This is a genomic window from Salinarimonas sp. (assembly GCF_040111675.1).
Taxonomy (GTDB): domain Bacteria; phylum Pseudomonadota; class Alphaproteobacteria; order Rhizobiales; family Beijerinckiaceae; genus Salinarimonas.
On sequence record NZ_CP157794.1, the window covers coordinates 308,044 to 332,341 of the forward strand.

Here is a 24,298-nt window from a genome sequence, read left to right on the forward strand (position 1 = left end):
CGAGCCATGAAGATCGGCGAAGCGGCCAAGCGCTCCGGCGTCTCGGCCAAGATGATCCGCTACTACGAGGAGATCGGCCTCTTGAAGCCCGCGGGGCGGGCGGGGAACTCCTACCGCGACTTCGACGACCGCGAGGTGCACGAGCTCGTCTTCATCCGCCGGGCGAGGGCGCTCGGCTTCTCCATCGACGAGATCACGCGGCTCCTCGCGCTGTGGCGCGACCGCGGGCGGCCGAGCCGGGAGGTGAAGCAGATCGCCGACCGGCACGTGGCCGAGCTGAAGACGCGCATCGCGGACCTGCAGGGCATGGTCGACCAGCTCGAGCATCTCTCGCATTGCTGCGCCGGCGACGATCGCCCGGACTGCCCGATCCTCGCCGATCTCGCCGAGGCCTGATCGCGATCCCGTGAACGGCGCTGCCCTGGCGCGGACCGGCGCGCCCCCGTAAAGCCGCATTCAGGATCGATTAACCCTGACCGAATCGTGATGCGGCGACGCGGATTCGCGCGCCTCCGGGTAAGGCTTCGTCAACCACGAGGGCCGAAGACGGGAGGGTGTGGCGGCGTTGCGCGAACGGGGCACGCCCGCGCCGCCGCACGATCGCAAGCCGAGGAGCTCACCCCCGCCATGTTCGCGTCCGCCATGTCCTTCCGCGGCCTCCGGCTCGCCGCCGCGCTCGCCCTGACCCTCGGCGCCGCCGCCTGCGCCGCGACCCCGCCCGACGTCGACACGGCGCTCAACGGCGGCCCCGGCGCACCCGGCGCGGCCACGCCCGGCTCGGCGCAGGACTTCACCGTCAACGTCGGCGACCGCGTCTTCTTCGAGACCGACCAGTCGACCCTCACGCCCACCGCCCAGGCGACGCTCGACCTCCAGGCCCAGTGGCTCGCGCGCTATCCGCGCTACGCGGTCCTGATCGAGGGGCACGCCGACGAGCGCGGCACGCGCGAGTACAATTTCGCGCTCGGCGCCCGGCGCGCCCAGGCGGTGCGCGACTATCTCGCCGCCCGCGGCGTCGATGCCGGCCGCATCCGCACCGTCTCCTACGGCAAGGAGCGCCCCGTCGCCGCCTGCGCCGATCCGTCCTGCCAGTCGCAGAACCGCCGCGCGGTGACCGTGCTGGAGGGTGGCGCGGGGGTGTGAGCGCCGGCGCTCGCCGGAGCGCGAGCGGGGGCCGACCCGCCACATTTTGGCCCCCGCCGCCGTCTGTGGTATCGAACGAGCCACTCCCCACAGATCGGCCTTCCATCCCGATGCGATTCGCCCCCCCCGTTCCCGCGCGCGCCTTCGCCCTCGCGGCCCTGTGCCTCACCGGTCTCGTCGCCGGCCTCCTCGCCGTCGCGCCCGGCGCGCGCGCGCAGAGCGCGAGCGAGATCGTGCTGCGTCTCAACCAGCTCGAGGAGACGGTGCGCAGCCTCTCCGGCCAGGTCGAGGAGCTGCAGTTCGAGAACCGGCAGCTGCGCGACCAGCTCTCGCGCCTGCAGCAGGACGTCGACTTCCGCTTCGACGAGCTCGGCGCGCCGCCCTCGACCCTTCCGCCGCCGGGCCAGGACGCGACGGGGCAGCGCTCCGACGCGTTCGACCCGACGGCGAGCCCCTCGGCGGCCGGCGCGCCGCAGCCGCTCGGCACGACGACGCCCTCCGCGCCGCTGGCCGGCGTCGAGGCGCCTCCGCCGGAGGGCGGCGGCGCGCCGCTCGACATCGCCGCGATCCTGCGCGGCGAGGCGCCCCTCCCCTCGGTGGAGCCGCGCACCGGCCCCTCCATCGCCGCCACCGGCACCGAGGACCCGCGCTTCGACTACGAGAGCGCCTACGCCTACCTGCTGCAGCGCCAGTACGAGCGCGCCGAGATGGGCTTTCGCCAGTTCCTCCAGTCGCATCCGCGCGACGCGCTGGTGCCGGAGGCGACCTTCTGGCTCGGCGAGACCTACGCCCAGCGCGGCCGCCATCGCGAGGCGGCCGAGCAGTTCCTGAAGGTCGCGACCGAGCACGAGGAGAGCGCCAAGGCGCCCGAGGCCATGCTCAAGCTCGGCACCTCGCTGATCGAGCTCGGCGCCCGCGAGCAGGCCTGCGCCACCTTCTCCGAGCTGACGCGCCGCTACGACGACGCCGCCTTGCCGGTGCGCGAGGCGGTGGAGCGCGAGCGCCGGCGCGCCTCCTGCGCCTGAGGCGCCCCGCCATGGGGGAGCGTGAAGACGCGCCGCTCTCGGACGCCGAGGCGAATGCGCGCCTCGCGCCGCTCCTCGCCGAGCGCGCCGAGACCGGCCTTCTCCTCGCCGTCTCCGGCGGCCCCGATTCCGTCGCGCTGATGCGTCTCGCCGCGCCGCTCGCCCGCGACGCCGGCGCGCGCCTGTCCGTCGCCACCGTCGATCACGGCCTGCGCGAGGGCTCCGCCGCCGAGGCCGAGACCGTCGCCCGATGGGCCCGCGACGCCGGCCTGCCGCATCGGACCCTCGCCTGGACGGGCGAAAAGCCGCATGCCGGCCTCCAGGACGCCGCCCGCGCGGCGCGCTACGCCCTCCTCGCGGTCCATGCCCGGGAGATCGGCGCCGGCGCCCTCGCCACCGCGCATCACCGCGACGACCAGGCCGAGACCGTCCTCATGCGCCTCGCCGCCGGCTCCGGCATCGCCGGGCTCGCGGGCATGCGCGCCCGCGCCGACCTCGACGGCCTCGTGCTGGCGCGGCCCTTCCTCGACCTGCCGAAGGCCCGCCTCGTCGCCACCTGCCGGGCGCGGGGCTGGCCCCACGTCGAGGACCCGTCCAACGCGGCCGCGCGCTTCGCCCGGGCGCGCCTGCGCGGAATCGCCCCGCTGCTGGCGGCCGAGGGGCTCGACGCCGCGCGGCTCGCCCGCCTCGCCGGTCGCGCCGCCCGCGCCGACGACGCCCTCGAGGCCGCGACGGAGGCGGCCTTCGCGCGTATCCGGATCGGCGAGGCCCCGCTTCTCCTCGACGCAGGGCTCCTGCGCGCCGAGCCGGAGGAGATCGCCCTGCGCGTCCTCGCCCGCGCGTTGCGCGAGGCGGGCGGCGGCGTCGGCTACGATCGTTTGCTGCGTCTCGAAGCTCTGTGGGCGCGGCTCGCCCCGGCGCTCGACGCGAACGCGCCCTTCCGGGCGACTCTCGCGGGCGCCCTCGTCGACGCCGCCGGGGGCCGCATCCGCGTCGCGCCCGAGCCGCCGCGGCGGCATCGCTGACCCGGACCCGCGTCGCGAGGGCGCAGAAATGCCGCAGGAGCGCCCTCCTGCGGCCGGTTCCACTTGGCACGCAAGACGCGCGCACCTAGATTGAGGCTTGCGAGCGTCTCCTGTCGGGCGAGGGCTCGCGGCAGGCCCGCCGAAGAGCGGCACGCACACAGCCCGGCGACGAACGGACCGCGATGAACCCGAACTTCAGAAACTTCGCCCTGTGGGTCATCATCTTCCTGCTGGTGCTCGCGCTCGTGACGCTGTTCCAGTCGCCGAGCCAGCGCGTCCAGGGTCGCGAGATCGCCTACAGCCAGCTGCTGACGGCCGCCGAGTCGGGCCGCATCTCGTCCGTCACCATTTCCGGCAACGAGGTCACCGGCGTCTACCAGGACGGCACGGCCTTCTCCACCTACGCGCCCGAGGACGCCACGCTCGTCCCGACGCTGCAGGAGAACGGCGTGCAGATCAACGCGCGCCCGCCCCAGGACAACACGCCCTGGTTCATCGCGCTCCTGATCAACTGGCTGCCGATCCTGATCTTCATCGCCGCCTGGATCTTCCTGTCGCGCCAGATGCAGTCCGGCGCGGGCCGCGCCATGGGCTTCGGCAAGTCGAAGGCCAAGCTGCTGACGGAGGCGCACGGGCGCGTCACCTTCGACGACGTCGCCGGCATCGACGAGGCCAAGGAGGATCTCCAGGAGATCGTCGAGTTCCTGCGCGATCCGCAGAAGTTCCAGCGCCTCGGCGGGCGCATCCCGCGCGGCGTGCTGCTCGTCGGCCCTCCGGGCACCGGCAAGACGCTCACGGCCCGCGCGGTGGCGGGCGAGGCGAACGTTCCGTTCTTCACGATCTCGGGCTCCGACTTCGTCGAGATGTTCGTCGGCGTCGGCGCGAGCCGCGTGCGCGACATGTTCGAGCAGGCGAAGAAGAACTCGCCCTGCATCATCTTCATCGACGAGATCGATGCGGTGGGCCGTCACCGCGGCGCCGGCCTCGGCGGCGGCAACGACGAGCGCGAGCAGACGCTCAACCAGCTCCTCGTCGAGATGGACGGCTTCGAGGCCAACGAGGGCGTCATCATCATCGCCGCGACGAACCGCCCCGACGTGCTCGATCCGGCGCTGCTGCGGCCCGGCCGCTTCGACCGTCAGATCGTTGTGCCCAACCCGGACGTCACCGGCCGCGAGAAGATCCTCAAGGTTCACGTGCGCAAGGTGCCGCTCGCGCCCGACGTCGACATCCGCGTCATCGCCCGCGGCACGCCCGGCTTCTCGGGCGCGGACCTGATGAACCTCGTCAACGAGGCGGCTCTGCTCGCGGCGCGGCGCGGCAAGCGCATCGTCACGATGCAGGAATTCGAGGACGCCAAGGACAAGGTGATGATGGGCGCGGAGCGCCGCACCCTCGTCATGACCGACGACGAGAAGCGGCTCACCGCCTATCACGAGGCCGGCCACGCCATCGTCGCGCTCAACGTGCCCGCGACCGACCCCGTCCACAAGGCGACCATCATCCCCCGCGGGCGGGCGCTCGGCATGGTCATGCAGCTCCCCGAGCGGGACAAGCTGTCCATGTCCTTCGAGCAGATGACGTCCCGCCTCGCCATCATGATGGGCGGTCGCGTCGCCGAGGAAATCATCTTCGGCAAGGACAAGGTGACCTCCGGCGCCCAGTCCGACATCGACCAGGCGACCCGCCTCGCCAAGATGATGGTGACCCGCTGGGGCTTCTCCGACGAGATCGGGACCGTCGCCTACGGCGACAACAACGACGACCCGTTCCTCGGCATGCAGATGGGCCGGCAGGCTCACATCTCCGAGGCGACCGCGCAGACGATCGACGCCGAGGTGCGCCGCTTCGTCGACGGCGGCCTCACGGAGGCGCGTCGCATCCTCACCGAGAAGCGCGACCAGCTCGAGACGCTGGCCAAGGGCCTGCTCGAGTACGAGACGCTGACCGGCCAGGAGATCCGCGACCTGATCGAGGGCAAGCGCCCCTCGCGCGACGCGTCCGAGCCGGCCCAGCCGGTGCGTGGCGTCACGGTCCCCGTCGCCGGCAAGCCGCGCCCGCCGCGCGACGAGCCCGGCGCCGGCGGCCTGGAGCCGCAGCCCCAGGGCTGACGCCGGATCCGTCCCGAAATGCGACGACGCCCGCCGAAAGGCGGGCGTTCTCGATTCCGGACCTGCCGCGTGGCGCTCAGGCCGTCTTCCACTTGATCGAGCAGCCGATCGAGGGGATCTGCTCGCGCGGGCCCGCGCCCGTCTCGGCGACCTGGCGCATCGCCTCGTAGAGCTCCCGGCGCAGGCCGGGCGCGCCGGCCTGGCTGCGCGAGGCGTCGAGGCGGCCGCGATATTGCAGGCCGCCCGTCGCGTCGAAGCCGAAGAAGTCCGGCGTGCACACGGCGCCGTAGGCGCGCGCCACCTCCTGGCTCTCGTCGTAGAGATAGGGGAAGGGGAAGCCCTTCTCCTCGGCGACGCGCTTCATCGCCATCGGCCCGTCCTCGGGATAGGTCTCGGCGTCGTTGGAGGAGATGGCGACGACGCCGATCCGGAGCGCCTTCAGCTCCGCCGCGTCGCGGATGATGCGGTCGATGACCGCCTTCACGTAGGGGCAGTGATTCGCCAGGAACATGACGAGCGTGCCCCTCTCGCCGGCGATGTCCGCCAGCGCGATCTCACGCCCGTCGGTGGCGGCGGGGAGGCGGAAGTCGGGGGCCTTCCAGCCGAAGTCGCAGATCGGGGTCTCGGTCGCGGCCATGGCGTCTCTCCTTGCCTGTCAGGTCTCGTGCGGGGTTCGATCGGCGGTGGCGAGCGCCTCCTCCACAGCCGCGACGGCGGCATCCGCAGGCAGAAAGCCGGCGAAGATCTCGTGGAGTGCGCCCTCCGGCGTCTCGCGATAGAGCGTGGGATAGCTCGTCACGCCGCGCCGGCGCGCGGCGTCGAACATGGCGATCGTCTCGGCGAAGGCCTCCGGCGCGCTCCAGCGCTCCTCCAGGGCGTCCGGGTCGAGGCCGGCGGCGCGCGCCACACGGCGCACGGTGCGCGGGTCGTCGGGCGTGCGCCCCTCGCCGTAGAGCGCCTCGCCGAGGCCGAAGGCGACGTCGAGCCCGGCCTCGGGGCCTGCCATCTCGCGGGCCACCCGGGCGGCGCGGCAGGCGGGTTCCGAGCGCGAGACCCAGCGCCCGGGCTCCAGCACGCGCTCGAAGAAGGCGGGCCCGGCCTTCACGCCGGTGCGGGCGTAGATCGCCTGGAGGCCGCGCATCAGATAGGGCGCGTCGAGCCCGATCATGCGCTCGCGCCCGCCGGTGACGAGCCCGCCCATGGCGACGTCGAAGGTGGCGGCGTCGGCGAAGCGTTCGCGCAGGCGGCGCAGGGGCGGCCCGAAGCCGTAGCACCATCCGCAGAGCGGATCGGTGGCGACGACGAGGACGGGCCGGGTGGGGTCTGGCATGCGGGGCTCCGGGTAGGGGACGCGCGTCTCCCACTCAGATAGGCGCGTCGGCCGCCCCTGCGAACCCCGCGGGCGAACGCGGGCGAACGCGCGTGCGGATCAGCCCTGATCCTTCCTCGCGCGCTCGATGGCGCGGGTGACCATCTCCAGCGCCTCCTCGGCGTCGCCCCAGCGGACGATCTTCACCCACTTGCCGGGCTCGAGGTCCTTGTAGTGCGCGAAGAAGTGCTCGATCTGCTTGAGCGTGATGTCCGGCATGTCGGCGATCGTCTTCACGCTCTCGTAGCGGCGCGTGAGCTTCGTCGTGGGCACGGCGATGATCTTCTCGTCCTGCCCCGCCTCGTCCTCCATGATCAGCACGCCGACGGGCCGCACGGCGATGATCGCGCCGGGCACGATGGCGCGGGTGTTGGCGACGAGCACGTCGACGGGGTCGCCGTCGTCGGAGAGGGTGTGCGGGACGAAGCCGTAATTTCCGGGATAGCGCATCGACGTATAGAGGAAGCGGTCGACGACCAGCGTTCCGGCGGCCTTGTCGAGCTCGTACTTGATCGGCTCGCCGCCGATCGGCACCTCGATGACGACGTTCACCTCGTGCGGCGGGTTCTTACCCACGGAAACAGCATCGATGCGCATAAAGTTGTCTCCTCAAGGCCTTTGCGCGGCCGCAAGCGGGCGGCCCCTGGCTTCGTGGGGTTGGTAGCGGTCAATGCCGCAACGCACAAGAACGACTTTCGCCCGACCCTCTCGCCCGACCCCGCTGCGAGCGCCTCAGCGGGTGAAAAGGAACGCCTTCTTCGGCAGCGAATCGGAGCCGAGCCGCTCGCGGCTCTCGGCGATGACGCGCCCGCCCAGCCCTTCGTAGAAGGCGCAGGCGCGCTCGTTGTCCGCGAGCGACCAGATCGCCACGGAGCGCGCGCCGCGATGGTGCAGGTCGTTCATCACCGCCCGGAACAGACGCCGGCCGAAGCCGAGCCCCTGGTATTCCGGGGCGAGGTAGAGCTCGTCGATCTCCCCGTCCGCCTTGAGCATGCGGTCGCGGCAGCGGCCGTAGGAGGCGTATCCGACGATCTTCTTGTCGACGTCGAGCACGGCGAGCGGACGGCCGCGGCGCAGCGAGAAGGCCCACCAGCGCGGGCCGCGCCGCTGGATCATCCGCTCCAGCGTGACGCCGGGGATGATGCCGGTATACGCTTCCCGCCAGGCCGCGTCGAAGACCTTCGAGATCGCGGCGGCGTCGGCGGGCTTGGCGTGTCGGATGCCTGTGACGAGCTCGCTCATGGGAGAAGCTTATGACGGCTCGCCGCGGCTGGGAAGAGCCGCTTTCGAAGGAGGCGTTGCGACGCACGGGCGCGGGCTCGCGCTTCGCGCATGGGCCGGGCCGAGGCTATCCTGACCGCCGGTCGGTCCGGAGCACCTCCCATGCGAAGCCGTCTCGTCCTGATCGAGGCCGCTTTCGACGACGATCCGACGTCAGGACCGTCGAGCACAGCGCGATCCCCGGCCTCTGCCGCGAGGCCGCGAGCCACGACGCGCTCATCGCCCGGCTGCCGGGGATGGTGGCGGACCTGATCGAGGAGAACGGGGCGGAGGGTGAGCCGATTTCCGATCCGAGGCAGCGGGGCTATATACCCTGACGCTTAGCACAATCGGCCAAGCATTATCGTAGTTTTCTGTATGTTCCCTGAGAGCCATGCGTATGCTCTTGATGCGCAGATGAGTTCAAGCTAATTGTATAGCGTCCTTATCGACCATTCAGAGGTGGGCTAACAAAGTGCGCGATGTCCTTTTTAGCATTCACCCGATCTATGCTGACGCGATACTTTCTGGGCGGAAACATGTTGAGGTGCGCCGTCGCTACCCGCTGAGGGAAACGGTCGGGGGAACTATGTTTATCTATGCGACGAAGCCGATAGGTGCAATTATAGGCACCGCTCGGATTGCGGGTGTGGAAATTCTGGGTGTCGATCGTCTCCTGGAGCGTTATGGAGACGCGATTTTAATCGACAAGAGCGCTCTCGTGAATTACTTGAGTCCATCACAGACTGCTTTCGCGATCCGGCTTGAACAACCTTGCCGGATGCCGGTGCCTATTGAGCGCGAACAGCTGCTGCTTCGTGGTATTACTCCACCACAGGCGTTCATGTATCTTCCTCGCGAGTTGAGCCATAGCTTGCCAGATGCCGGCTTTGATGATCCGAGACAAATGGCTTTCGATTTTTCGGAGAGCGGTAGCTGCGTCAAAGCCGGGTGCGCCTAGGATGCGGACTCATTTCGCGGCAAGCCAAATCCGGATCGCGGCGAGCTTGAGCGCGGCGAGGAAGTTGTCGGGCGAGCGGTCGTAGCGCGTGGCGAGGCCGCGGAAGTGCTTGATGCGATTGAAGAAGCGCTCAACGAGGTTTCGCTGGCGGTAGAGCCAGGAGCTGAACGGGAAGCTGCCCTTTCGGATCGCGCGGGGCGGGATGTTCGCCCAGGCGCCGCGTTCGGTCACCGTCGCGCGGATCGCGTTCGTGTCGTAGGCGCGGTCGGCGATCAGGATGGCGTCTTTCGCGACGAGCGGAAGGAGCTGCTCGCAGGCCGGTGCGTCGTTTGCCTGCCCTGCGGTGAGCAGGAGGCGAACCGGCCGCCCTTCCGCATCGACGAGGGCGTGGATCTTGGTCGTCAGGCCGCCGCGGGAACGTCCCATGCGACCATCTCCGGCGGCCTCCGAATCCCCCTTTTTCCCGCGGCCCCGTGCTGGTGGACGCGGACGCAGGAGCTGTCGATCATCACGATGTCGCCGTCGTAAGCCTCTGAGACGGCGTCCAGAATTCGGTCCCAGACGCCTGCTTTCCGCCATCGGACGAAGCGGTTGTAGAGCGTCGTGCGCGGGCCGTAGCGCTCGGGCACGTCGCGCCAGGGCGCACCCGTCCGGAAGCGCCAGACGATCCCGTTGATCACCCGCCTGTCGTCCACCCGGGGCACGCCGCGCACCTTGTTCGGCAGAAGCGGCTGGATGATCGCCCATTCCTCGTCGGTCAGCTCATGGCGGCGCATCGAATCCTCCCTCGATCAGGAAGGTTGAATCATCCTACGCTCGAGCGATCAAATCCGCTTTGCCGTTTATGGGGCCAGAGCCTAAGCCAGAAGTCGGGCGGGAACCTCAGCAAGTTCGAGGATATGTCTGAACTCGCCGTCTGTGATGCGGCGAAACTGAAATCGTGGGGGGTCGGTCAAGCCTACGACGTCGAGCAGCCTGTCCCGGTTGGGGCGCTTCGGAAACGCAATATTATAGGTCATTCTGACAGTAAAAAGCCTTTTGGTGCTATTGAACCGCTCTCGGAGCTCTTCTTCTGAGAACACGCTATGAGGAAGGCAGTAGTCGACAAATTCTTGAACGTTCGCGAAATCACGCCTGCTTCTCGTTTCTTCAACGACACAGACCGAAGTCGCTACCGACCTGTAACGCGCCCGTCCACCCTTGTCTGTCGTGCGATAGATTACAACGGCGTCGCCTTTTTTCATCATTGTTAGTGGGAGCCCTGCGACATAAACCTTATGAATGGTATTCGTATGAGAAACATCGGACAGAATATCGGGGGGCTCGGTAACAAGGATTGAGTCTGGAAAAAGCTGCGTGTGGAACTCGGGGTATATCGCTAAAAGAAAGCAGCGGCCAGATTCCTGTCTAATGATCGGGTATCTTTCAACAAGCTCATCCGAGGAGTCTGTAAGCTCCTTGACGAGGACAATTTCCTCGCCGTTCGGCGTGATTTTATTTCCACGTTCTTCAAAGCCATACCGCTCTAGCAGTCGGAGCAAAGGCTTGTGTGTCGGAAAAGCAGTCACGTAGATTTGTTCTGCTTCAGAAGCTATCGCGTGGTCAAAGATCTTCTTTACCGCGCGCTCGCCGAGCTTTGTCCCGTGTGCAACGATTTTGAAGGTGCCGACCTTGATCCGCCGTGCCGCAGGTAGTGGTGGCTGCACATCCGTTACGGGTCCGTCTTCCAGCTTGAGATAAAGGAAGCCGCGGAGCTCGTCGACACCCTCGTCGTAGATCACGTAGGCTTGTTCACCCGAAGCAGCCTTGCCAGCGAACCATTGCGGAAACTCACCATACTGATTTTTCAAAGAGTCGAAAAAGGGATCGTCCAAATCAATGTCGCTCAAGGCTTTCAGCTGAAGGGTGCCAGGCATCGAATCGCTCCAACGTCGAGCATGAGCATGGCGATTACACGCGTGGAACGCAAGAGAGATCGCTTCACGCCAAACTCCACAAAAAAGCGCGGCCCCGAAGGACCGCGCTTCCCAATCTCACAGACGACGCGGGGCGGCGCACCACCGCCCCGGCCCGTCCTCACTCCCCGCGGCGGCCGCCGCGGCGGCGCGGGCGGCCGTCGCCGTTGCCGGCGCCGGCTTCGGCCGGCTCGGGCTCGCCGCCCTCGCCGCCTTCAGCGCGCTTCTTGGAGATGTCCTCGCCGGTGGCCTGGTCGACGGCCTTCATCGAGAGGCGGACCTTGCCGCGGTCGTCGGTGCCGAGGAACTTCACCTTCACGGTGTCGCCCTCCTTCACCACGTCCTTGACCGTGGCGACGCGCTGGGGCGCGAGCTCGGAGATGTGGACGAGGCCGTCGCGCGAACCGAAGAAGTTCACGAAGGCGCCGAACTCCATCACCTTGACGACCTTGCCGTCGTAGACCGCGCCGGGCTCCGGCTCGGCCACGATGGAGCGGATCCAGTTGTAGGCCGCCTTGATCGAGGCGCCGTCCGAGGAGGCGATCTTCACCGTGCCGTCGTCCTCGATGTTCACCTTGGCGCCGGTCTTCTCCACGATCTCGCGGATGATCTTGCCGCCGGTGCCGATGACCTCGCGGATCTTGTCGGTGGGGATCTGCATCACCTCGATGCGCGGGGCGTACTCGCCGAGCTCGGCGCGCGGCGCGGTCAGCGCCTTCGACATCTCGTCGAGGATGTGCTCGCGACCGCCCTTGGCCTGGTCGAGGGCGATCTTCATGATCTCCTCGGTGATGCCGGCGATCTTGATGTCCATCTGCAGCGAGGTGACGCCCGTCTCGGTGCCCGCGACCTTGAAGTCCATGTCGCCGAGATGGTCCTCGTCGCCGAGGATGTCCGACAGAACCGCGAAGCGCTCGCCCTCGAGGATGAGGCCCATGGCGATGCCCGCCACGGGACGGCGCAGCGGCACGCCCGCGTCCATCAGCGACAGCGAGGCGCCGCAGACGGTCGCCATCGAGGACGAGCCGTTCGACTCGGTGATCTCGGAGACGACGCGCAGCGTGTAGGGGAACTCGTGCGCCGGCGGGAGCATCGGATGGAGCGCGCGCCAGGCGAGCTTGCCGTGGCCGATCTCGCGGCGGCCCGGCGAGCCGATGCGGCCCGTCTCGCCCACCGAGAAGGGCGGGAAGTTGTAGTGCAGCAGGAAGCTCTCCTTGCGGGTCCCCTCCAGCTGGTCGATGAACTGCTCGTCCTCGCCGGTGCCGAGCGTCGCAACGACGAGCGCCTGCGTCTCGCCGCGGGTGAACAGAGCCGAGCCGTGGGTGCGCGGCAGCACGCCGACCTCCGCCACGATCGGGCGGACCGTCTTGGTGTCGCGGCCGTCGATGCGCGAGCCGGTGTCGAGGATGTTCCAGCGCACGACCTTGGCCTGGGCCTCCTTGAAGGCGCCCTTGACGGCCTCCGCCTCGAAGCGGGCCTCGCCCTCCGCCGGCACGAGCGCGGCCACGACCTTGGCCTTGGCGGCGTCGACGGCGGCGTAGCGCGCCTGCTTGTCGGTGATCTTGTAGGCCTCGCGCAGGTCGTCGCCCGCGACCTCGAGAACGGCGGCGATCACCTCCTCGCGGTCCGGCGAGGAGAAGTCGCGCGGCTCCTTGGCGGCCTTCTCGGCGAGACGGATGATGGCGTCGATCACCGGCTGGAAGTGCTTGTGGCCGAACATCACGGCGCCGAGCATCACGTCCTCGGGGAGCTCGCGCGCCTCGGACTCGACCATCAGCACCGCGTCCTGCGTGCCGGCGACGACGAGGTCGAGGGCGAAGTCCTCCATCTCGGCGAGCGTCGGGTTCAGCACGTAGCCGTTGTTGATCCAGCCGACGCGCGCCGCGCCGACCGGGCCCGTGAAGGGCACGCCCGACAGCGTCAGCGCCGCGGAGGCGGCGACCATGGCGACGACGTCCGGGTCGTTCTCGAGATCGTGCGAGAGCACGGTCACGATCACCTGCGTGTCGTTGCGCCAGCCGTCGAGGAAGAGCGGGCGGATCGGGCGGTCGATCAGGCGGGAGACCAGCGTCTCCTTCTCCGTCGGGCGGCCCTCGCGCTTGAAGTAGCCGCCCGGGATGCGGCCGGCGGCGTAGGTGCGCTCCTGGTAGTTCACCGTGAGCGGCATGAAGTCGACGCCGGGCTTGGGCTCCTTGGCGGCGACGACGGTCGCGAGAACGGTGGTCTCGCCATAGGTCGCGACCACGGCCCCGTCGGCCTGGCGCGCCATCTTGCCGGTCTCGAGGACGAGCTTGCGGCCGGCCCAGATCAGCTCTTCGCGTTGAATGTCGAACATGCGTCTTGTCTCTCTTGCCTGCATGCGGTCGTGCGGCCCGCGCGACGCCATGGGCAAGATTGCCGGGGGCTCCCCTCCCTCGAGAGGGAGCCCCCGGCGATCCTGTCCATGGTCATCGACCGGGCGATGGCGGAACGCGCGGGACGCATCCCGTTTCCGTTCCGGTGGCCCCTTTCCGATCCGGGATCGGCGGGGCGAAAGCGTCGGGCGCCCGGGTCGACCCGAGCGCCCGACGAAAGGTCAGCGGCGGATGCCGAGGCGCTCGATGAGGCTGCGATACCGCGCCTCGTCGCCGCGCTTGAGGTAGTCGAGCAGAGAACGGCGCTGGGAGACCAGCTTCAGGAGCCCGCGACGGGAATGGTTGTCCTTCGCGTGCGACTTGAAGTGCTCGGTCAGGTTGGTGATGCGCTCCGTGAGGATCGCCACCTGGACCTCCGGCGAGCCGGTGTCGCCGTCCTTCTGCGCGTATTCCTTGATGAGCGCGGCCTTGCGCTCCTGCGTGATCGACATCGTCTGTCCTCTTGGTTGGCATGTGGTGAGCCGCGGCGCCGGTCGCCGGGAGTGGCGTGTCGGCGGCTCTTCGGCGGCTCTTCGGCTCTTGGCGTCCGCGACGCGGCCTGGCCGGGATGTCGTCCAGCGAGGTCGTGCGCGTCCGGCCCGCTCCGAAAGCGAAGCGAACGGCGCGGACCATAGACGAATTTTTCGGGAACGCCAGTCCGAATGCGGAGCAGCGTCAGGGCGCTGCGAGGTCGACGACGCGGAAGACGTCGACGTCGACGAGGCCGCGATCGGTGATCTTCAGGTGCGGGATCACCGGCAGGGGCAGGAAGGCGAGCTGCAGGAAGGGCTCGGGCAGGGCGCAGCCCAGGCCGGCCACCGCCTCGCGCAGGGCGGTCAGCCGCTCGGCCACCTCCTCGAACGGCCGGTCGCTCATCAGCCCCGCGACGGGGAGCGGGAGCTCGCCCAGGATCCCCCCGTCGCGCACGGCGACGAGCCCGCCCTGGATCGCGATGAGGTGGTTGACCGCCGCCGCCATGTCCGCGTCGTTCGCGCCGACGACGCAGACGTTGTGCGCGTCGTGGCCGATCGAGCTCGCGAGCGCGCCCGCCGGCAGCCCGAAGCCGGAGACGAAGCCGCGCCCGATATTGGCGTTGACCCCGTGGCGGGCGAGCACCGCGATCTTGAGGACGTCCGCGGCCGGGTCGGCGACGAGGAGGCCGTCGCGCGCGGGCACGGGACGGACGAGCGCCTCGGTGATGATGCGATCGCGCACGACGCCGATGACGCGCTTCTCGCCCGCCTCGCCGGGTACGGCGAAATCCGCCGCGGTCACGGGATCGCGCTTCACCGAGCCGTAGCCGACGGGGGCGGGATGCGTGCGGTTCTCGAACAGCGCCGGCGTCACCGGCCGGCCGGCGGCGATCACCCGCTCCACCGAGCACGCCTCGAGATCGGAGACGAGGACGACGTCCGCCCGGTAGCCCGGCGCGACGAGGCCGCGATCGCGCAGCCCGAAGCCGAGCGCCGCCGACCAGCTCGCCACGCGATAGGCGTCGAGCGGGCGCGCGCCGAGCCGGATCGCCGTGCGCACCAGGAAATCGATATGGCCCTCCTCCAGGATCTCGAGCGGGTTGCGGTCGTCGGTGCAGAAGGCGAGCCGCGCCCAGGTCTCGGCCGTGATCAGCGGCGCCAGCGCGTGCAGGTCCTTGGAGACGGAGCCCTCGCGGATGAGGATCTGCATGCCCTTCGTGATCTTCTCCCGCGCCTCTTCGTAGCTCGTCGCCTCGTGGTCGGTGCCGATGCCGGCGGCGAGATAGGCGTTGAGGTCGAGCCCGCCGAGGAGCGGCGCGTGCCCGTCGATGCGGCCCTCGCCGAAGAGCGCGAGCTTGGCGAGCGCCTTCGGGTCGGCGTGGACGACGCCGGGATAGTTCATGAACTCGGCCAGCCCGATGGAGCGCGGATGGCCGCGATAGGGCGCGAGATCGCCGGCCTCGAGCACGGCGCCGGCGGTCTCCATGTCGGTCGCGGGCACGCAGGAGGAGATCTGCACGCGCAGGTCCATGACCAGCGCCTCGGAAGCCGCGAGGAAATAGTCGATCCCGGCGCGGCCGAGCACGTTGGCGATCTCGTGCGGATCGCAGATCGCCGTCGTCGTGCCCCGCGGCAGCACGCAGCGCTCGAACTCGGCCGGCGTGACGAGCGAGCTCTCGATGTGCAGATGCGTGTCGACGAAGCCCGGGACCGCGAAGAGCCCGGACCCGTCGATCTCCTCGCGCCCGCGATAGGCGCCGTGGGTGCCGACGATCGTGTCCCCGCAGATCGCGACGTCGGTCTCCGTGACGTCGCCCGTGACGAGATCGAGGAGCCGCACGCCCTTCACCGCGAGATCGGCGGGCTCGCGCCCCCTCGCCTGGGCGATCCGGCGCGCGAGGATCTCGGTCGAGGGCATCGGGGCAGCTCCGTGGTCGGCCGGCCGGAGGCGCGGCGGCGTCGTGGACGAGAGACGGACGCGAGTCTGTGCGATCGCGGCCGTGCGGGCAAGGCGGGGCGCGGTCGCGGGGCATTGCTCAACGCCCCGCACGGCGCTAAACGCTTGCCCTCGTGAGCACGCCCCGTCCCCATCCCGATCCGCAGCGCCCGGTGTCCCGCGCCTACCAGGAGCGCGTCGCCGCGGGCGCGATCGAGCCCGATCCGGCGCAGAAGGCGCTCCTGCGCCGCCTCGATGCGCTCTCGGTGGCGCTGGGCGAGCGGCGGCTCGCGCGCAAGGCGAGCCCGCTCGGCTGGCTCTTCGCCCGCAAGGGCACGGCGCGCGCGCCGATCAAGGGCCTCTACGTCTGGGGCTCGGTCGGGCGCGGCAAGACCATGCTGATGGATCTCTTCTTCGAGGCGCTGCCCGTGCGCCGCAAGCGCCGGGCGCACTTCCACAGCTTCATGGCCGACGTGCACGGGCGCATCCACGCCTACCGGCAGGACCTCAAGGCCGGCAAGGTGAAGGGCGACGACCCGATCGCGCCGACGGCGAAGGCCATCGCCGCGGAGAGCTGGGTGCTCTGCTTCGACGAGTTCACCGTCACCGACATCGCCGACGCCATGATCCTCGGGCGACTGTTCAAGGCGCTTTTCGCGGAAGGCGTCAGCGTGGTGGCGACCTCGAACGTCGAGCCGCAGCGGCTCTACGAGGGCGGGCTCAACCGTGCGCTCTTCCTGCCCTTCATCGACATGATCGAGGCGCACATGGACGTCGTGCGCCTCGATGCGCGCACCGACTTCCGGCTGGAGAAGCTCGCCGGCGCGCCGGTCTGGCACGTGCCGGCGGACGACGCCGCCGGCGCCGCGCTCGACGACGCCTTCCGCAAGCTCACCGGCCGCCCGAGGGGCGAGCGGATCGAGGTCGCGGTGAAGGGGCGCGCCGTGGCGGTGCCGCAGGCGGCGGCCGGTGTCGCGCGCTTCGGCTTCGCCGATCTCTGCGAGCAGCCGCTCGGCGCCTCCGACTATCTCGCCATCGCGCGGGACTTCCACACCGTGATGATCGAGGGCATCCCGGTCATGGACCTGGCGAAGCGCAACGAGGCCAAGCGCTTCATCACGCTGATCGACGCGCTCTACGACGAGCGGGTGAAGCTCTTGGCCTCCGCCGCCGCGGCGCCGGACGGGCTCTACACCGCCACGACGGGACGCGAGGCCTTCGAGTTCGACCGGACCGTGTCGCGCTTGATCGAGATGGCGTCGGAGGATTACCTGTCCCTGCCGCACGGCCGGCCCGATTCGCGGGCCTCGGACGACACGACGGGGCTGGTCGAGACGTGAGCCCGGAGACGTGAGCCCCGCGGCGGAACAGGGAGTGCGAACCGTGCCGCCGCGTCCGCTGCCCGAGACCGCGACCGACGTCCGCCTCCTGCGCATCGCCGCCGACCATCTCGCGCGCTTCGGCGCGCGCCGCCTCACCGTCACCGCGGTGGCGGAGGAGGCGGGGATGACGCACGCCAACGTCTATCGCTACTACCCGTCCAAGGCCGACCTGATCGACGCGGTCGCCGGGCAATGGCTGCGCGAGGTCGAGGACGCGCTCGCCGACATCGTCGACAGCCCGGACCCGGTGGAGGACAAGCTCGAGCGCTTCGTGCTCGCCATCGCCCGCGCCTATCGGGACTGCGCGGTGGAGAACCCGGCGGTGTTCGACGTCTACGTCTCGGCGGTGGAGGCCTCGCGCGGCATCGCCCGCAAGCATCGCGGCCGGCAGCTGCGGCTGCTCGAGCGCATCCTGGAGGAAGGCGTCGCCACCGAGACCTTCGCGCCGAAGGATCGCGAGCGCGCCATGGCCTTCGTCATCGACGCCGTGCAGCGCTTCGTGAACCCGGTGATGGTGCGCATCGACGTGCGGGTGCCGGCGACCGTGCTCGACCAACGCCTGAACACCATGCTGAACGTGACCCTGCGGGCCCTGCACGCCGGCTGGGTCTGAGGCCGGCGCGCGGTTCGGAAAACCTTAATCATAACGAATGACGTTTCTCGTCACTTGTAATTCGACCTTCGTCGCCCCTGCGCGTGGGCCGGCGCGCTTCCCTCGCGGGAGGCGAACCCCTTGAATTTCGGAGATTTTTCCGGGCCCCGCCCCCGCGGACTCCGTCCGCAAAGCGCTGCGCGAGCCGAGATCCTAGGGTTTTCAACGGGTTGAACGCGAAAGGCTCTTGGGCTTTAAGCACCCGAACCCGCCGACGGGGGCGACGAGGACGCCCGCGCGGCATCCACACGGTCCATCCCTCGAAAAGGCGTTTCCCTCATGGCACGCAAGAAGATCGCGCTCATCGGCGCCGGCCAGATCGGCGGCACGCTCGCCCACCTCGTCGGCCTCAAGGAGCTTGGCGACGTGGTCCTGTTCGACATCGCCGAGGGCGTGCCGCAGGGCAAGGGTCTCGACATCGCCGAGAGCGCGCCGGTGGACGGCTTCGACGCGGGCTACACGGGCACGCAGGACTACGCCGACATCGCCGGCGCCGACGTGGTGATCGTCACCGCCGGCGTGCCGCGCAAGCCGGGCATGAGCCGCGACGACCTGCTCGGCATCAACCTCAAGGTCATGCGCGCGGTCGGCGAGGGCATCAAGGCCCATTGCCCCGACGCCTTCGTCATCTGCATCACCAACCCGCTCGACGCCATGGTCTGGGCGCTGCAGAAGTTCTCGGGCCTGCCCGCCAACAAGATCGTCGGCATGGCCGGCGTGCTCGACTCGGCCCGCTTCCGCCACTTCCTCGCCGAGGAGTTCCAGGTGTCGGTCGAGGACGTCACGGCCTTCGTGCTCGGCGGCCACGGCGACGACATGTGCCCGCTCGTGCGCTACTCGACGGTCGCCGGCATCCCGCTGCCCGACCTCGTGGCGATGGGCTGGACCACGCAGGAGAAGCTCGACGCCATGGTCGAGCGCACCCGCAAGGGCGGCGGCGAGATCGTCAACCTGCTCAAGACGGGCTCCGCCTATTACGCGCCGGCGGCCTCCGCCATCGCCATGGCGGAGAGCTACCTCAAGGACAAGCGCCGCGTGCTGCCCTGCGCCGCCCACCTCACCGGCCAGTACGGCGTCTCCGACATGTTCGTCGGCGTGCCGATCGTGATCGGCGCGAACGGCGTCGAGAAGGTCGTCGAGGTCTCCTTCACCGAGGAGGAGAAGGCGATGTTCGAGAAGTCGGTGGCTTCCGTGAAGTCGCTGGTCGAGGCCTGCAAGGGCATCGAGCCGTCGCTGGCCTGACGCGTTCTCCCGCGGCGCTCCCGACCGGAGCGCCGCTGACCATTCCGATCCCGAGAGAGGGTGGACCGATCTCATGAACATCCACGAATACCAGGGCAAGGCGATCCTCAAGGAGTACGGCGCGCCCGTCTCGCGCGGCGTCGCCATCTTCAAGCCCGAGGAGGCCGAGGCGGCCGCCAACGAGCTCGGCGGCCCGCTCTGGGTCGTCAAGAGCCAGATCCACGCCGGCGGGCGCGGCAAGGGCAAGTTCAAGGAAGCCGACGCCGGCGAGAAGGGCGGCGTGCGTCTCGCCAAGTCCGTCGACGAGGTGAAGGAATTCGCCCGCCAGATGCTGGGCAAGACCCTCGTCACCGCCCAGACCGGCCCCGAGGGCAAGCAGGTCGGGCGCCTCTACATCGAGGACGGCTCGGACATCGAGAAGGAGTTCTACCTCTCCGCTCTCGTGGATCGCGCCACCGGTTTCGTCGCCTTCGTCGTCTCGACCGAAGGCGGGATGGACATCGAGGAGGTGGCGCACAAGACCCCCGAGAAGATCGTCACGCTCACGGTTGATCCCGTCACCGGCGTGATGCCGCATCACGGCCGCGCCGTGGCGAAGGCGCTCGGCCTCTCGGGCGATCTCGCCAAGCAGGCGGCGGATCTCGTGAAGAAGCTCTATGCGGCCTTCGTCGAGAAGGACATGGAGATGCTCGAGATCAACCCGCTGATCGTCACCAAGGACGGCCAGCTGCGCTGCCTCGACGCGAAGGTCTCCTTCGATTCGAACGCGATGTTCCGCCATCCCGAGGTCGCCGAGCTGCGCGACCTGACGGAGGAGGACGACAAGGAGATCGAGGCGTCGAAGTACGACCTCGCCTACATCGCCCTCGACGGGACGATCGGCTGCATGGTCAACGGCGCCGGCCTCGCGATGGCGACGCTCGACATCATCAAGCTATACGGCGAGGAGCCGGCGAACTTCCTCGATGTCGGCGGCGGCGCCTCGGAGGAGAAGGTCACCGCGGCCTTCAAGATCATCACCGCCGACCCGAACGTGAAGGGCATCCTCGTCAACATCTTCGGCGGCATCATGAAGTGCGACGTCATCGCGCGCGGCGTGATCGCGGCGGTGAAGGCGGTGGGCCTGCAGGTCCCGCTCGTGGTGCGTCTCGAGGGCACTAACGTCGAGGAAGGCAAGGAGATCATCCGCTCGTCGGGCCTCAACGTCATCCCCGCCGACGACCTCGACGACGCCGCCCAGAAGATCGTCAACGCCGTGCGCGGCGCGTGAGCCGAAGGACGCCGAACTCTCATGTCCATTCTCATCGACGCCAACACCAAGGTCATCTGCCAGGGCTTCACCGGCAAGAACGGGACCTTTCATTCCGAGCAGGCCATCGCCTACGGCACCAAGATGGTCGGCGGCACGAGCCCCGGTAAAGGCGGCTCGACGCATCTGGGCCTGCCCGTCTTCGACACGGTCGTGGAGGCCCGCGAGGCCACCGGCGCCGACGCCTCGGTGATCTACGTGCCGCCCCCGGGCGCCGCGGACGCGATCCTGGAGGCCGTCGACGCCGAGATCCCGCTCATCGTCTGCATCACCGAGGGCATCCCCGTCCTCGACATGGTGAAGGTGAAGCGCGCGCTCTCGGGCTCGAAGTCGCGGCTCATCGGGCCGAACTGCCCGGGCGTGGTCACCGCCGGCGAATCGAAGATCGGCATCATGCCGGGCAACATCTTCAGGAAGGGCTCGGTGGGCATCGTCTCGCGCTCCGGCACGCTCACCTACGAGGCCGTGTTCCAGACCTCGAACGAGGGCCTGGGCCAGACCACCGCCGTCGGCATCGGCGGCGACCCGGTCAAGGGCACCGAGTTCATCGACATGCTCGAGCTCTTCCTCGCCGACGACAAGACCGAGTCGATCGTCATGATCGGCGAGATCGGCGGCTCGGCCGAGGAGGACGCGGCGCAGTTCCTCGCGGACGAGGCCAAGCGCGGGCGCAAGAAGCCGATGGTCGGCTTCATCGCCGGCCGCACCGCCCCTCCCGGCCGCCGCATGGGCCATGCCGGCGCCATCATCTCCGGCGGCAAGGGCGGCGCCGAGGACAAGATCGCGGCCATGGAGGCGGCGGGCATCAAGGTGTCCCCGTCCCCGGCCCGCATCGGCAAGACGCTGGTCGAGGTCCTCAAGGGCTGAGGCCGCGTGAACGGATGCGACGGTTAACGTCGCGCGAAGGGAGGCCGCGATAGGATTCGCGTCCTCCACCCGATCCGGAACGGGGGGCCCGATCGGGCGACCGGATCGACCGAGCCGGGGGCGGCTTCTCGCCCTCACACCTGCAGGCGCGGGACGCCGCGCCGAAACGGACGTAAGATCGCCATGGCACGCCAGACCGACGCCAACGAAGGTTTCCTCCAGACCTCCTTCCTCTCCGGCACCAACGCCGCGTACATCGAGGATCTCTACGCCGCCTACACGCAGGACCCCCGCTCGGTGGACGCCGAGTGGCAGGCCTTCTTCGGGGCGATGAAGGAGGAGAGCGCGACCGTCGCCAAGAACGCGAAGGGCGCCTCCTGGAAGCGGCCGAACTGGCCGATCCCGATGAACGGCGAGCTCGTCTCCGCGCTCGACGGCAACTGGGCGCAGGTCGAGAAGAGCCTCGGCGAGAAGATCCAGAAGAAGGCGCAGGGGCGCGGCGTCGAGATCAGCCAGGCGGAGGTGCAGCAGGCCACCCGCGATTCGCTGAAAGCGCTGATGATGATCCGCGCCTTCCGCATGCGCGGCCATCTGCACGCCAACCTCGACCCGCTCGGCTTCGAGAAGCGCGTCTCCGACGAGGAGCTCTCGCCGGCGCATTACGGCTTCACGCCCGAGGACTACGACCGCAAGATCTTCCTCGACATGGTGCTCGGCCTCGAGTTCGGGACCATCCGCGAGATCCTGGCGATCCTCGAGCGCACCTATTGCCAGACGCTCGGCGTCGAGTTCATGCACATCTCCGACCCGGTCGAGAAGGCCTGGATCCAGGAGCGCATCGAGGGCCCGGACAAGGAGATCGCCTTCACCCGCGAGGGCAAGCGCGCCATCCTCAACAAGCTGATCGAGGCCGAGGGCTTTGAGAAGTTCCTCGATCTCAAGTACACCGGCACCAAGCGCTTCGGCCTCGACGGCGGCGAGGCGCTGATCCCCGCGCTCGAGCAGATCATCAAGCGCGGCGGCAATCTCGGCGTGAAGGAGATCGTGCTCGGCATGGCCCATCGCGGCCGCCTCAACGTCCTCACCCAGGTGATGGGCAAGCCGCACCGCGCGCTGTTCCACGAGTTCAAGGGCGGCTCCTTCGCCCCCGACGAGGTGGAGGGCTCGGGCGACGTGAAGTACCATCTCGGCGCCTCGTCCGACCGCACCTTCGACGGCAACAACGTCCATCTCTCGCTGACCGCGAACCCGTCCCATCTCGAGATCGTCGATCCCGTGGTGCTCGGCAAGGTGCGCGCCAAGCAGGACCAGCACGGCTGCCCGCCGGACCTGCGCACCGCGGTTCTGCCGCTGCTGCTCCACGGCGACGCGGCCTTCGCCGGCCAGGGCGTCGTGGCCGAGTGCCTCGGGCTGTCGGGCCTCAAGGGCCACCGCACCGGCGGCTCGATCCACTTCATCATCAACAACCAGATCGGCTTCACCACGAACCCGCGCTACTCGCGGTCCTCGCCCTACCCGTCCGACGTGGCGAAGATGGTCGAGGCGCCGATCCTGCACTGCAACGGCGACGATCCGGAATCGGTCGTCTTCGCCGCCAAGGTCGCGACGGAGTACCGGCAGCGCTTCCAGAAGCCGGTCGTCATCGACATGTTCTGCTACCGGCGCTACGGCCACAACGAGGGCGACGAGCCGTCCTTCACCCAGCCGCGGATGTACAAGATCATCCGCCAGCACCCCTCGGCGCTGGAGCTCTACTCCAAGAAGCTCGTCGCCGACGGCGTCGTCACCGAGGCCGAGATCGAGGAGATGAAGACCTCCTTCCGCAAGCGCCTCGACGAGGAGTTCGATACGGCCACCGCCTTCAAGCCGAACAAGGCGGACTGGCTCGACGGCCGCTGGGCCGGCCTCAAGGCCGTGAAGGAGGACGTCGACGATCCCCGCCGCGGGCGCACCGGCATCGACGACGAGGTCTTCAAGCAGATCGGCGAGGCGCTCACCACCGTGCCGGAGGGCTTCGCCGTCCACCGCACGATCAAGCGCTTCCTCGACAACCGTCGCCGGATGATCGAGAGCGGCGTGGGCATCGACTGGGCGACCGCCGAGGCGCTGGCCTTCGGCTCGCTGCTGCTCGAAGGCCACCGCGTGCGCCTGTCCGGCCAGGATTGCGAGCGCGGCACCTTCTCGCAGCGCCATTCCGTGCTCCTCGACCAGGAGACGGAGGAGCGCTACACGCCGCTCAACCACATCGCCGAGGACCAGGCGCATTACGAGGTCATCAACTCGATGCTCTCGGAGGAGGCGGTGCTCGGCTTCGAGTACGGCTATTCGCTGGCCGAGCCGAACGCGCTGACGCTCTGGGAGGCGCAGTTCGGCGACTTCGCCAACGGCGCGCAGGTGGTCTTCGACCAGTTCGTCTCCTCGGGCGAGCGCAAGTGGCTGCGCATGTCGGGCCTCGTCTGCCTGCTGCCGCACGGCTACGAGGGCCAGGGGCCGGAACACTCCTCGGCCCGGCTCGAGCGCTTCCTGCAGATGTGCGCCGAGGACAACATGCAGGTCGCCAACGTCTCGACGCCGGCGAACTACTTCCACATCCTGCGCCGTCAGCTGAAGCGCGAGTTCCGCAAGCCGCTCATCCTGATGACGCCCAAGAGCCTGCTCCGCCACAAGCGCTGCGTCTCGACGGCGGAATATTTCGGCCCGGATTCGGCCTTCCACCGCATCCTGCACGACGATGCGCACTACGGCGTCGGCGAGATCCAGCTGGTGCGCGACGACAAGATCCGCCGCGTGGTGCTGTGCTCGGGCAAGGTCTATTACGACCTGTTCGAGGAGCGCGAGAAGCGCGGCGTCAACGACGTCTACCTCATGCGCGTGGAGCAGCTCTACCCGTTCCCGCTCAAGTCGCTGCAGCAGGAGCTCTCGCGCTTCAAGAACGCCGACGTGGTCTGGTGCCAGGAGGAGCCCAAGAACATGGGCTCCTGGACCTTCGTCGAGCCCTACCTCGAGTGGGTGCTGCGGCACGCGGGCTCCAAGGTCTCGCGTCCGCGCTACGCCGGCCGCCCGGCCTCCGCGGCGACGGCGACGGGCCTGATGTCGAAGCACCTCCACCAGCTCCAGGCCTTCCTCGACGAGGTCTACGCCGGCTGATCCCGGCCTCCCCGCCGCCCGCCGCCTCCCGTGCGGCGGGCGCCCGCC

The 24,298-nt window shown here is 69.1% G+C and carries 22 protein-coding genes; 13 read left to right on the plus strand and 9 right to left on the minus strand.

Annotation, left to right across the window (positions count from 1 at the left end; all coding sequences use genetic code 11):
* Positions 1-6: 6 nt before the first annotated feature.
* The 5 genes from cueR (at position 7) to ftsH (ending at position 5,304) form a co-directional block, all read left to right on the plus strand.
* On the plus strand, positions 7-396 hold the full coding sequence (gene cueR / locus ABL310_RS01450) for a Cu(I)-responsive transcriptional regulator (protein ID WP_349369945.1): 390 nt from the start codon (positions 7-9) through the stop codon (positions 394-396).
* Between the two features lie 231 nt (positions 397-627).
* Entirely contained in the window at positions 628-1,143 is a 516-nt protein-coding gene (pal, locus tag ABL310_RS01455) for a peptidoglycan-associated lipoprotein Pal (protein ID WP_349369946.1), read from the plus strand.
* A 110-nt stretch (positions 1,144-1,253) separates the two neighbouring features.
* On the plus strand, positions 1,254-2,168 hold the full coding sequence (gene ybgF / locus ABL310_RS01460) for a tol-pal system protein YbgF (RefSeq protein ID WP_349369947.1): 915 nt from the start codon (positions 1,254-1,256) through the stop codon (positions 2,166-2,168).
* A gap of 11 nt (positions 2,169-2,179) precedes the next feature.
* The gene (gene tilS, locus ABL310_RS01465; RefSeq protein WP_349369948.1) at positions 2,180-3,193 is read left to right on the plus strand and encodes a tRNA lysidine(34) synthetase TilS; all 1,014 of its coding nucleotides are present in this window, start codon (positions 2,180-2,182) and stop codon (positions 3,191-3,193) included.
* A gap of 182 nt (positions 3,194-3,375) precedes the next feature.
* Complete coding sequence (gene ftsH / locus ABL310_RS01470) at positions 3,376-5,304, plus strand: ATP-dependent zinc metalloprotease FtsH (protein WP_349369949.1); 1,929 nt, start codon at positions 3,376-3,378, stop codon at positions 5,302-5,304.
* 76 nt (positions 5,305-5,380) lie between these two features.
* Here ftsH and ABL310_RS01475 read toward each other — a convergent pair whose 3' ends face one another.
* From ABL310_RS01475 to ABL310_RS01490, 4 genes are all read right to left on the minus strand, one after another.
* Complete coding sequence (locus ABL310_RS01475; protein WP_349369950.1) at positions 5,381-5,941, minus strand: thioredoxin family protein; 561 nt, start codon at positions 5,939-5,941, stop codon at positions 5,381-5,383.
* An 18-nt stretch (positions 5,942-5,959) separates the two neighbouring features.
* Positions 5,960-6,634: a DsbA family protein gene (locus ABL310_RS01480; RefSeq protein ID WP_349369951.1), complete on the minus strand. Its 675-nt coding sequence runs from the start codon at positions 6,632-6,634 to the stop codon at positions 5,960-5,962.
* A gap of 99 nt (positions 6,635-6,733) precedes the next feature.
* Positions 6,734-7,270: an inorganic diphosphatase gene (ppa, locus tag ABL310_RS01485; protein ID WP_349369952.1), complete on the minus strand. Its 537-nt coding sequence runs from the start codon at positions 7,268-7,270 to the stop codon at positions 6,734-6,736.
* A 135-nt stretch (positions 7,271-7,405) separates the two neighbouring features.
* Positions 7,406-7,915 carry a GNAT family N-acetyltransferase gene (locus tag ABL310_RS01490; RefSeq protein ID WP_349369953.1) on the minus strand — a complete coding sequence of 170 codons (510 nt, stop codon included), beginning with the start codon at positions 7,913-7,915 and terminating at the stop codon, positions 7,406-7,408.
* An 11-nt stretch (positions 7,916-7,926) separates the two neighbouring features.
* Between ABL310_RS01490 and ABL310_RS01495 the strand changes: the two genes are divergently transcribed.
* The gene (locus tag ABL310_RS01495; RefSeq protein WP_349369954.1) at positions 7,927-8,271 is read left to right on the plus strand and encodes a DUF1902 domain-containing protein; all 345 of its coding nucleotides are present in this window, start codon (positions 7,927-7,929) and stop codon (positions 8,269-8,271) included.
* A gap of 137 nt (positions 8,272-8,408) precedes the next feature.
* Positions 8,409-8,894: an ASCH domain-containing protein gene (locus tag ABL310_RS01500; protein WP_349369955.1), complete on the plus strand. Its 486-nt coding sequence runs from the start codon at positions 8,409-8,411 to the stop codon at positions 8,892-8,894.
* 9 nt (positions 8,895-8,903) lie between these two features.
* Here ABL310_RS01500 and ABL310_RS01505 read toward each other — a convergent pair.
* From ABL310_RS01505 to ade, 5 genes are all read right to left on the minus strand, one after another.
* A protein-coding gene (locus ABL310_RS01505; protein ID WP_349368304.1) for an IS5 family transposase occupies positions 8,904-9,670 on the minus strand; the annotation gives its coding sequence in 2 pieces (ribosomal slippage) (positions 8,904-9,361 and positions 9,361-9,670; 768 coding nt in all).
* An 81-nt stretch (positions 9,671-9,751) separates the two neighbouring features.
* Positions 9,752-10,810 carry an N-acetyltransferase gene (locus ABL310_RS01510; protein WP_349369956.1) on the minus strand — a complete coding sequence of 353 codons (1,059 nt, stop codon included), beginning with the start codon at positions 10,808-10,810 and terminating at the stop codon, positions 9,752-9,754.
* Between the two features lie 160 nt (positions 10,811-10,970).
* Positions 10,971-13,184 carry a polyribonucleotide nucleotidyltransferase gene (gene pnp / locus ABL310_RS01515; protein ID WP_349369957.1) on the minus strand — a complete coding sequence of 738 codons (2,214 nt, stop codon included), beginning with the start codon at positions 13,182-13,184 and terminating at the stop codon, positions 10,971-10,973.
* A 240-nt stretch (positions 13,185-13,424) separates the two neighbouring features.
* On the minus strand, positions 13,425-13,694 hold the full coding sequence (gene rpsO / locus ABL310_RS01520) for a 30S ribosomal protein S15 (RefSeq protein ID WP_349369958.1): 270 nt from the start codon (positions 13,692-13,694) through the stop codon (positions 13,425-13,427).
* Between the two features lie 223 nt (positions 13,695-13,917).
* A complete protein-coding gene (gene ade, locus ABL310_RS01525) occupies positions 13,918-15,633 on the minus strand; it encodes an adenine deaminase (protein WP_349369959.1) in 1,716 nt (571 codons plus the stop codon).
* Positions 15,634-15,785: 152 nt separating this feature from the next.
* On the opposite strand from ade, the gene zapE reads away from it, so the two are divergent.
* The 6 genes from zapE (at position 15,786) to ABL310_RS01555 (ending at position 24,250) form a co-directional block, all read left to right on the plus strand.
* The gene (gene zapE / locus ABL310_RS01530) at positions 15,786-16,991 is read left to right on the plus strand and encodes a cell division protein ZapE (RefSeq protein WP_374730360.1); all 1,206 of its coding nucleotides are present in this window, start codon (positions 15,786-15,788) and stop codon (positions 16,989-16,991) included.
* A gap of 43 nt (positions 16,992-17,034) precedes the next feature.
* The gene (locus ABL310_RS01535; RefSeq protein ID WP_349369960.1) at positions 17,035-17,646 is read left to right on the plus strand and encodes a TetR family transcriptional regulator; all 612 of its coding nucleotides are present in this window, start codon (positions 17,035-17,037) and stop codon (positions 17,644-17,646) included.
* Positions 17,647-17,964: 318 nt separating this feature from the next.
* Positions 17,965-18,927 (plus strand): malate dehydrogenase, encoded by a 963-nt coding sequence (mdh, locus tag ABL310_RS01540; protein ID WP_349369961.1) that lies wholly within the window; start codon positions 17,965-17,967, stop codon positions 18,925-18,927.
* 73 nt (positions 18,928-19,000) lie between these two features.
* Complete coding sequence (sucC, locus tag ABL310_RS01545) at positions 19,001-20,197, plus strand: ADP-forming succinate--CoA ligase subunit beta (RefSeq protein WP_349369962.1); 1,197 nt, start codon at positions 19,001-19,003, stop codon at positions 20,195-20,197.
* Positions 20,198-20,218: 21 nt separating this feature from the next.
* Entirely contained in the window at positions 20,219-21,103 is an 885-nt protein-coding gene (gene sucD / locus ABL310_RS01550; RefSeq protein WP_349369963.1) for a succinate--CoA ligase subunit alpha, read from the plus strand.
* Between the two features lie 183 nt (positions 21,104-21,286).
* Positions 21,287-24,250 carry a 2-oxoglutarate dehydrogenase E1 component gene (locus ABL310_RS01555; RefSeq protein WP_349369964.1) on the plus strand — a complete coding sequence of 988 codons (2,964 nt, stop codon included), beginning with the start codon at positions 21,287-21,289 and terminating at the stop codon, positions 24,248-24,250.
* Positions 24,251-24,298: the final 48 nt, after the last annotated feature.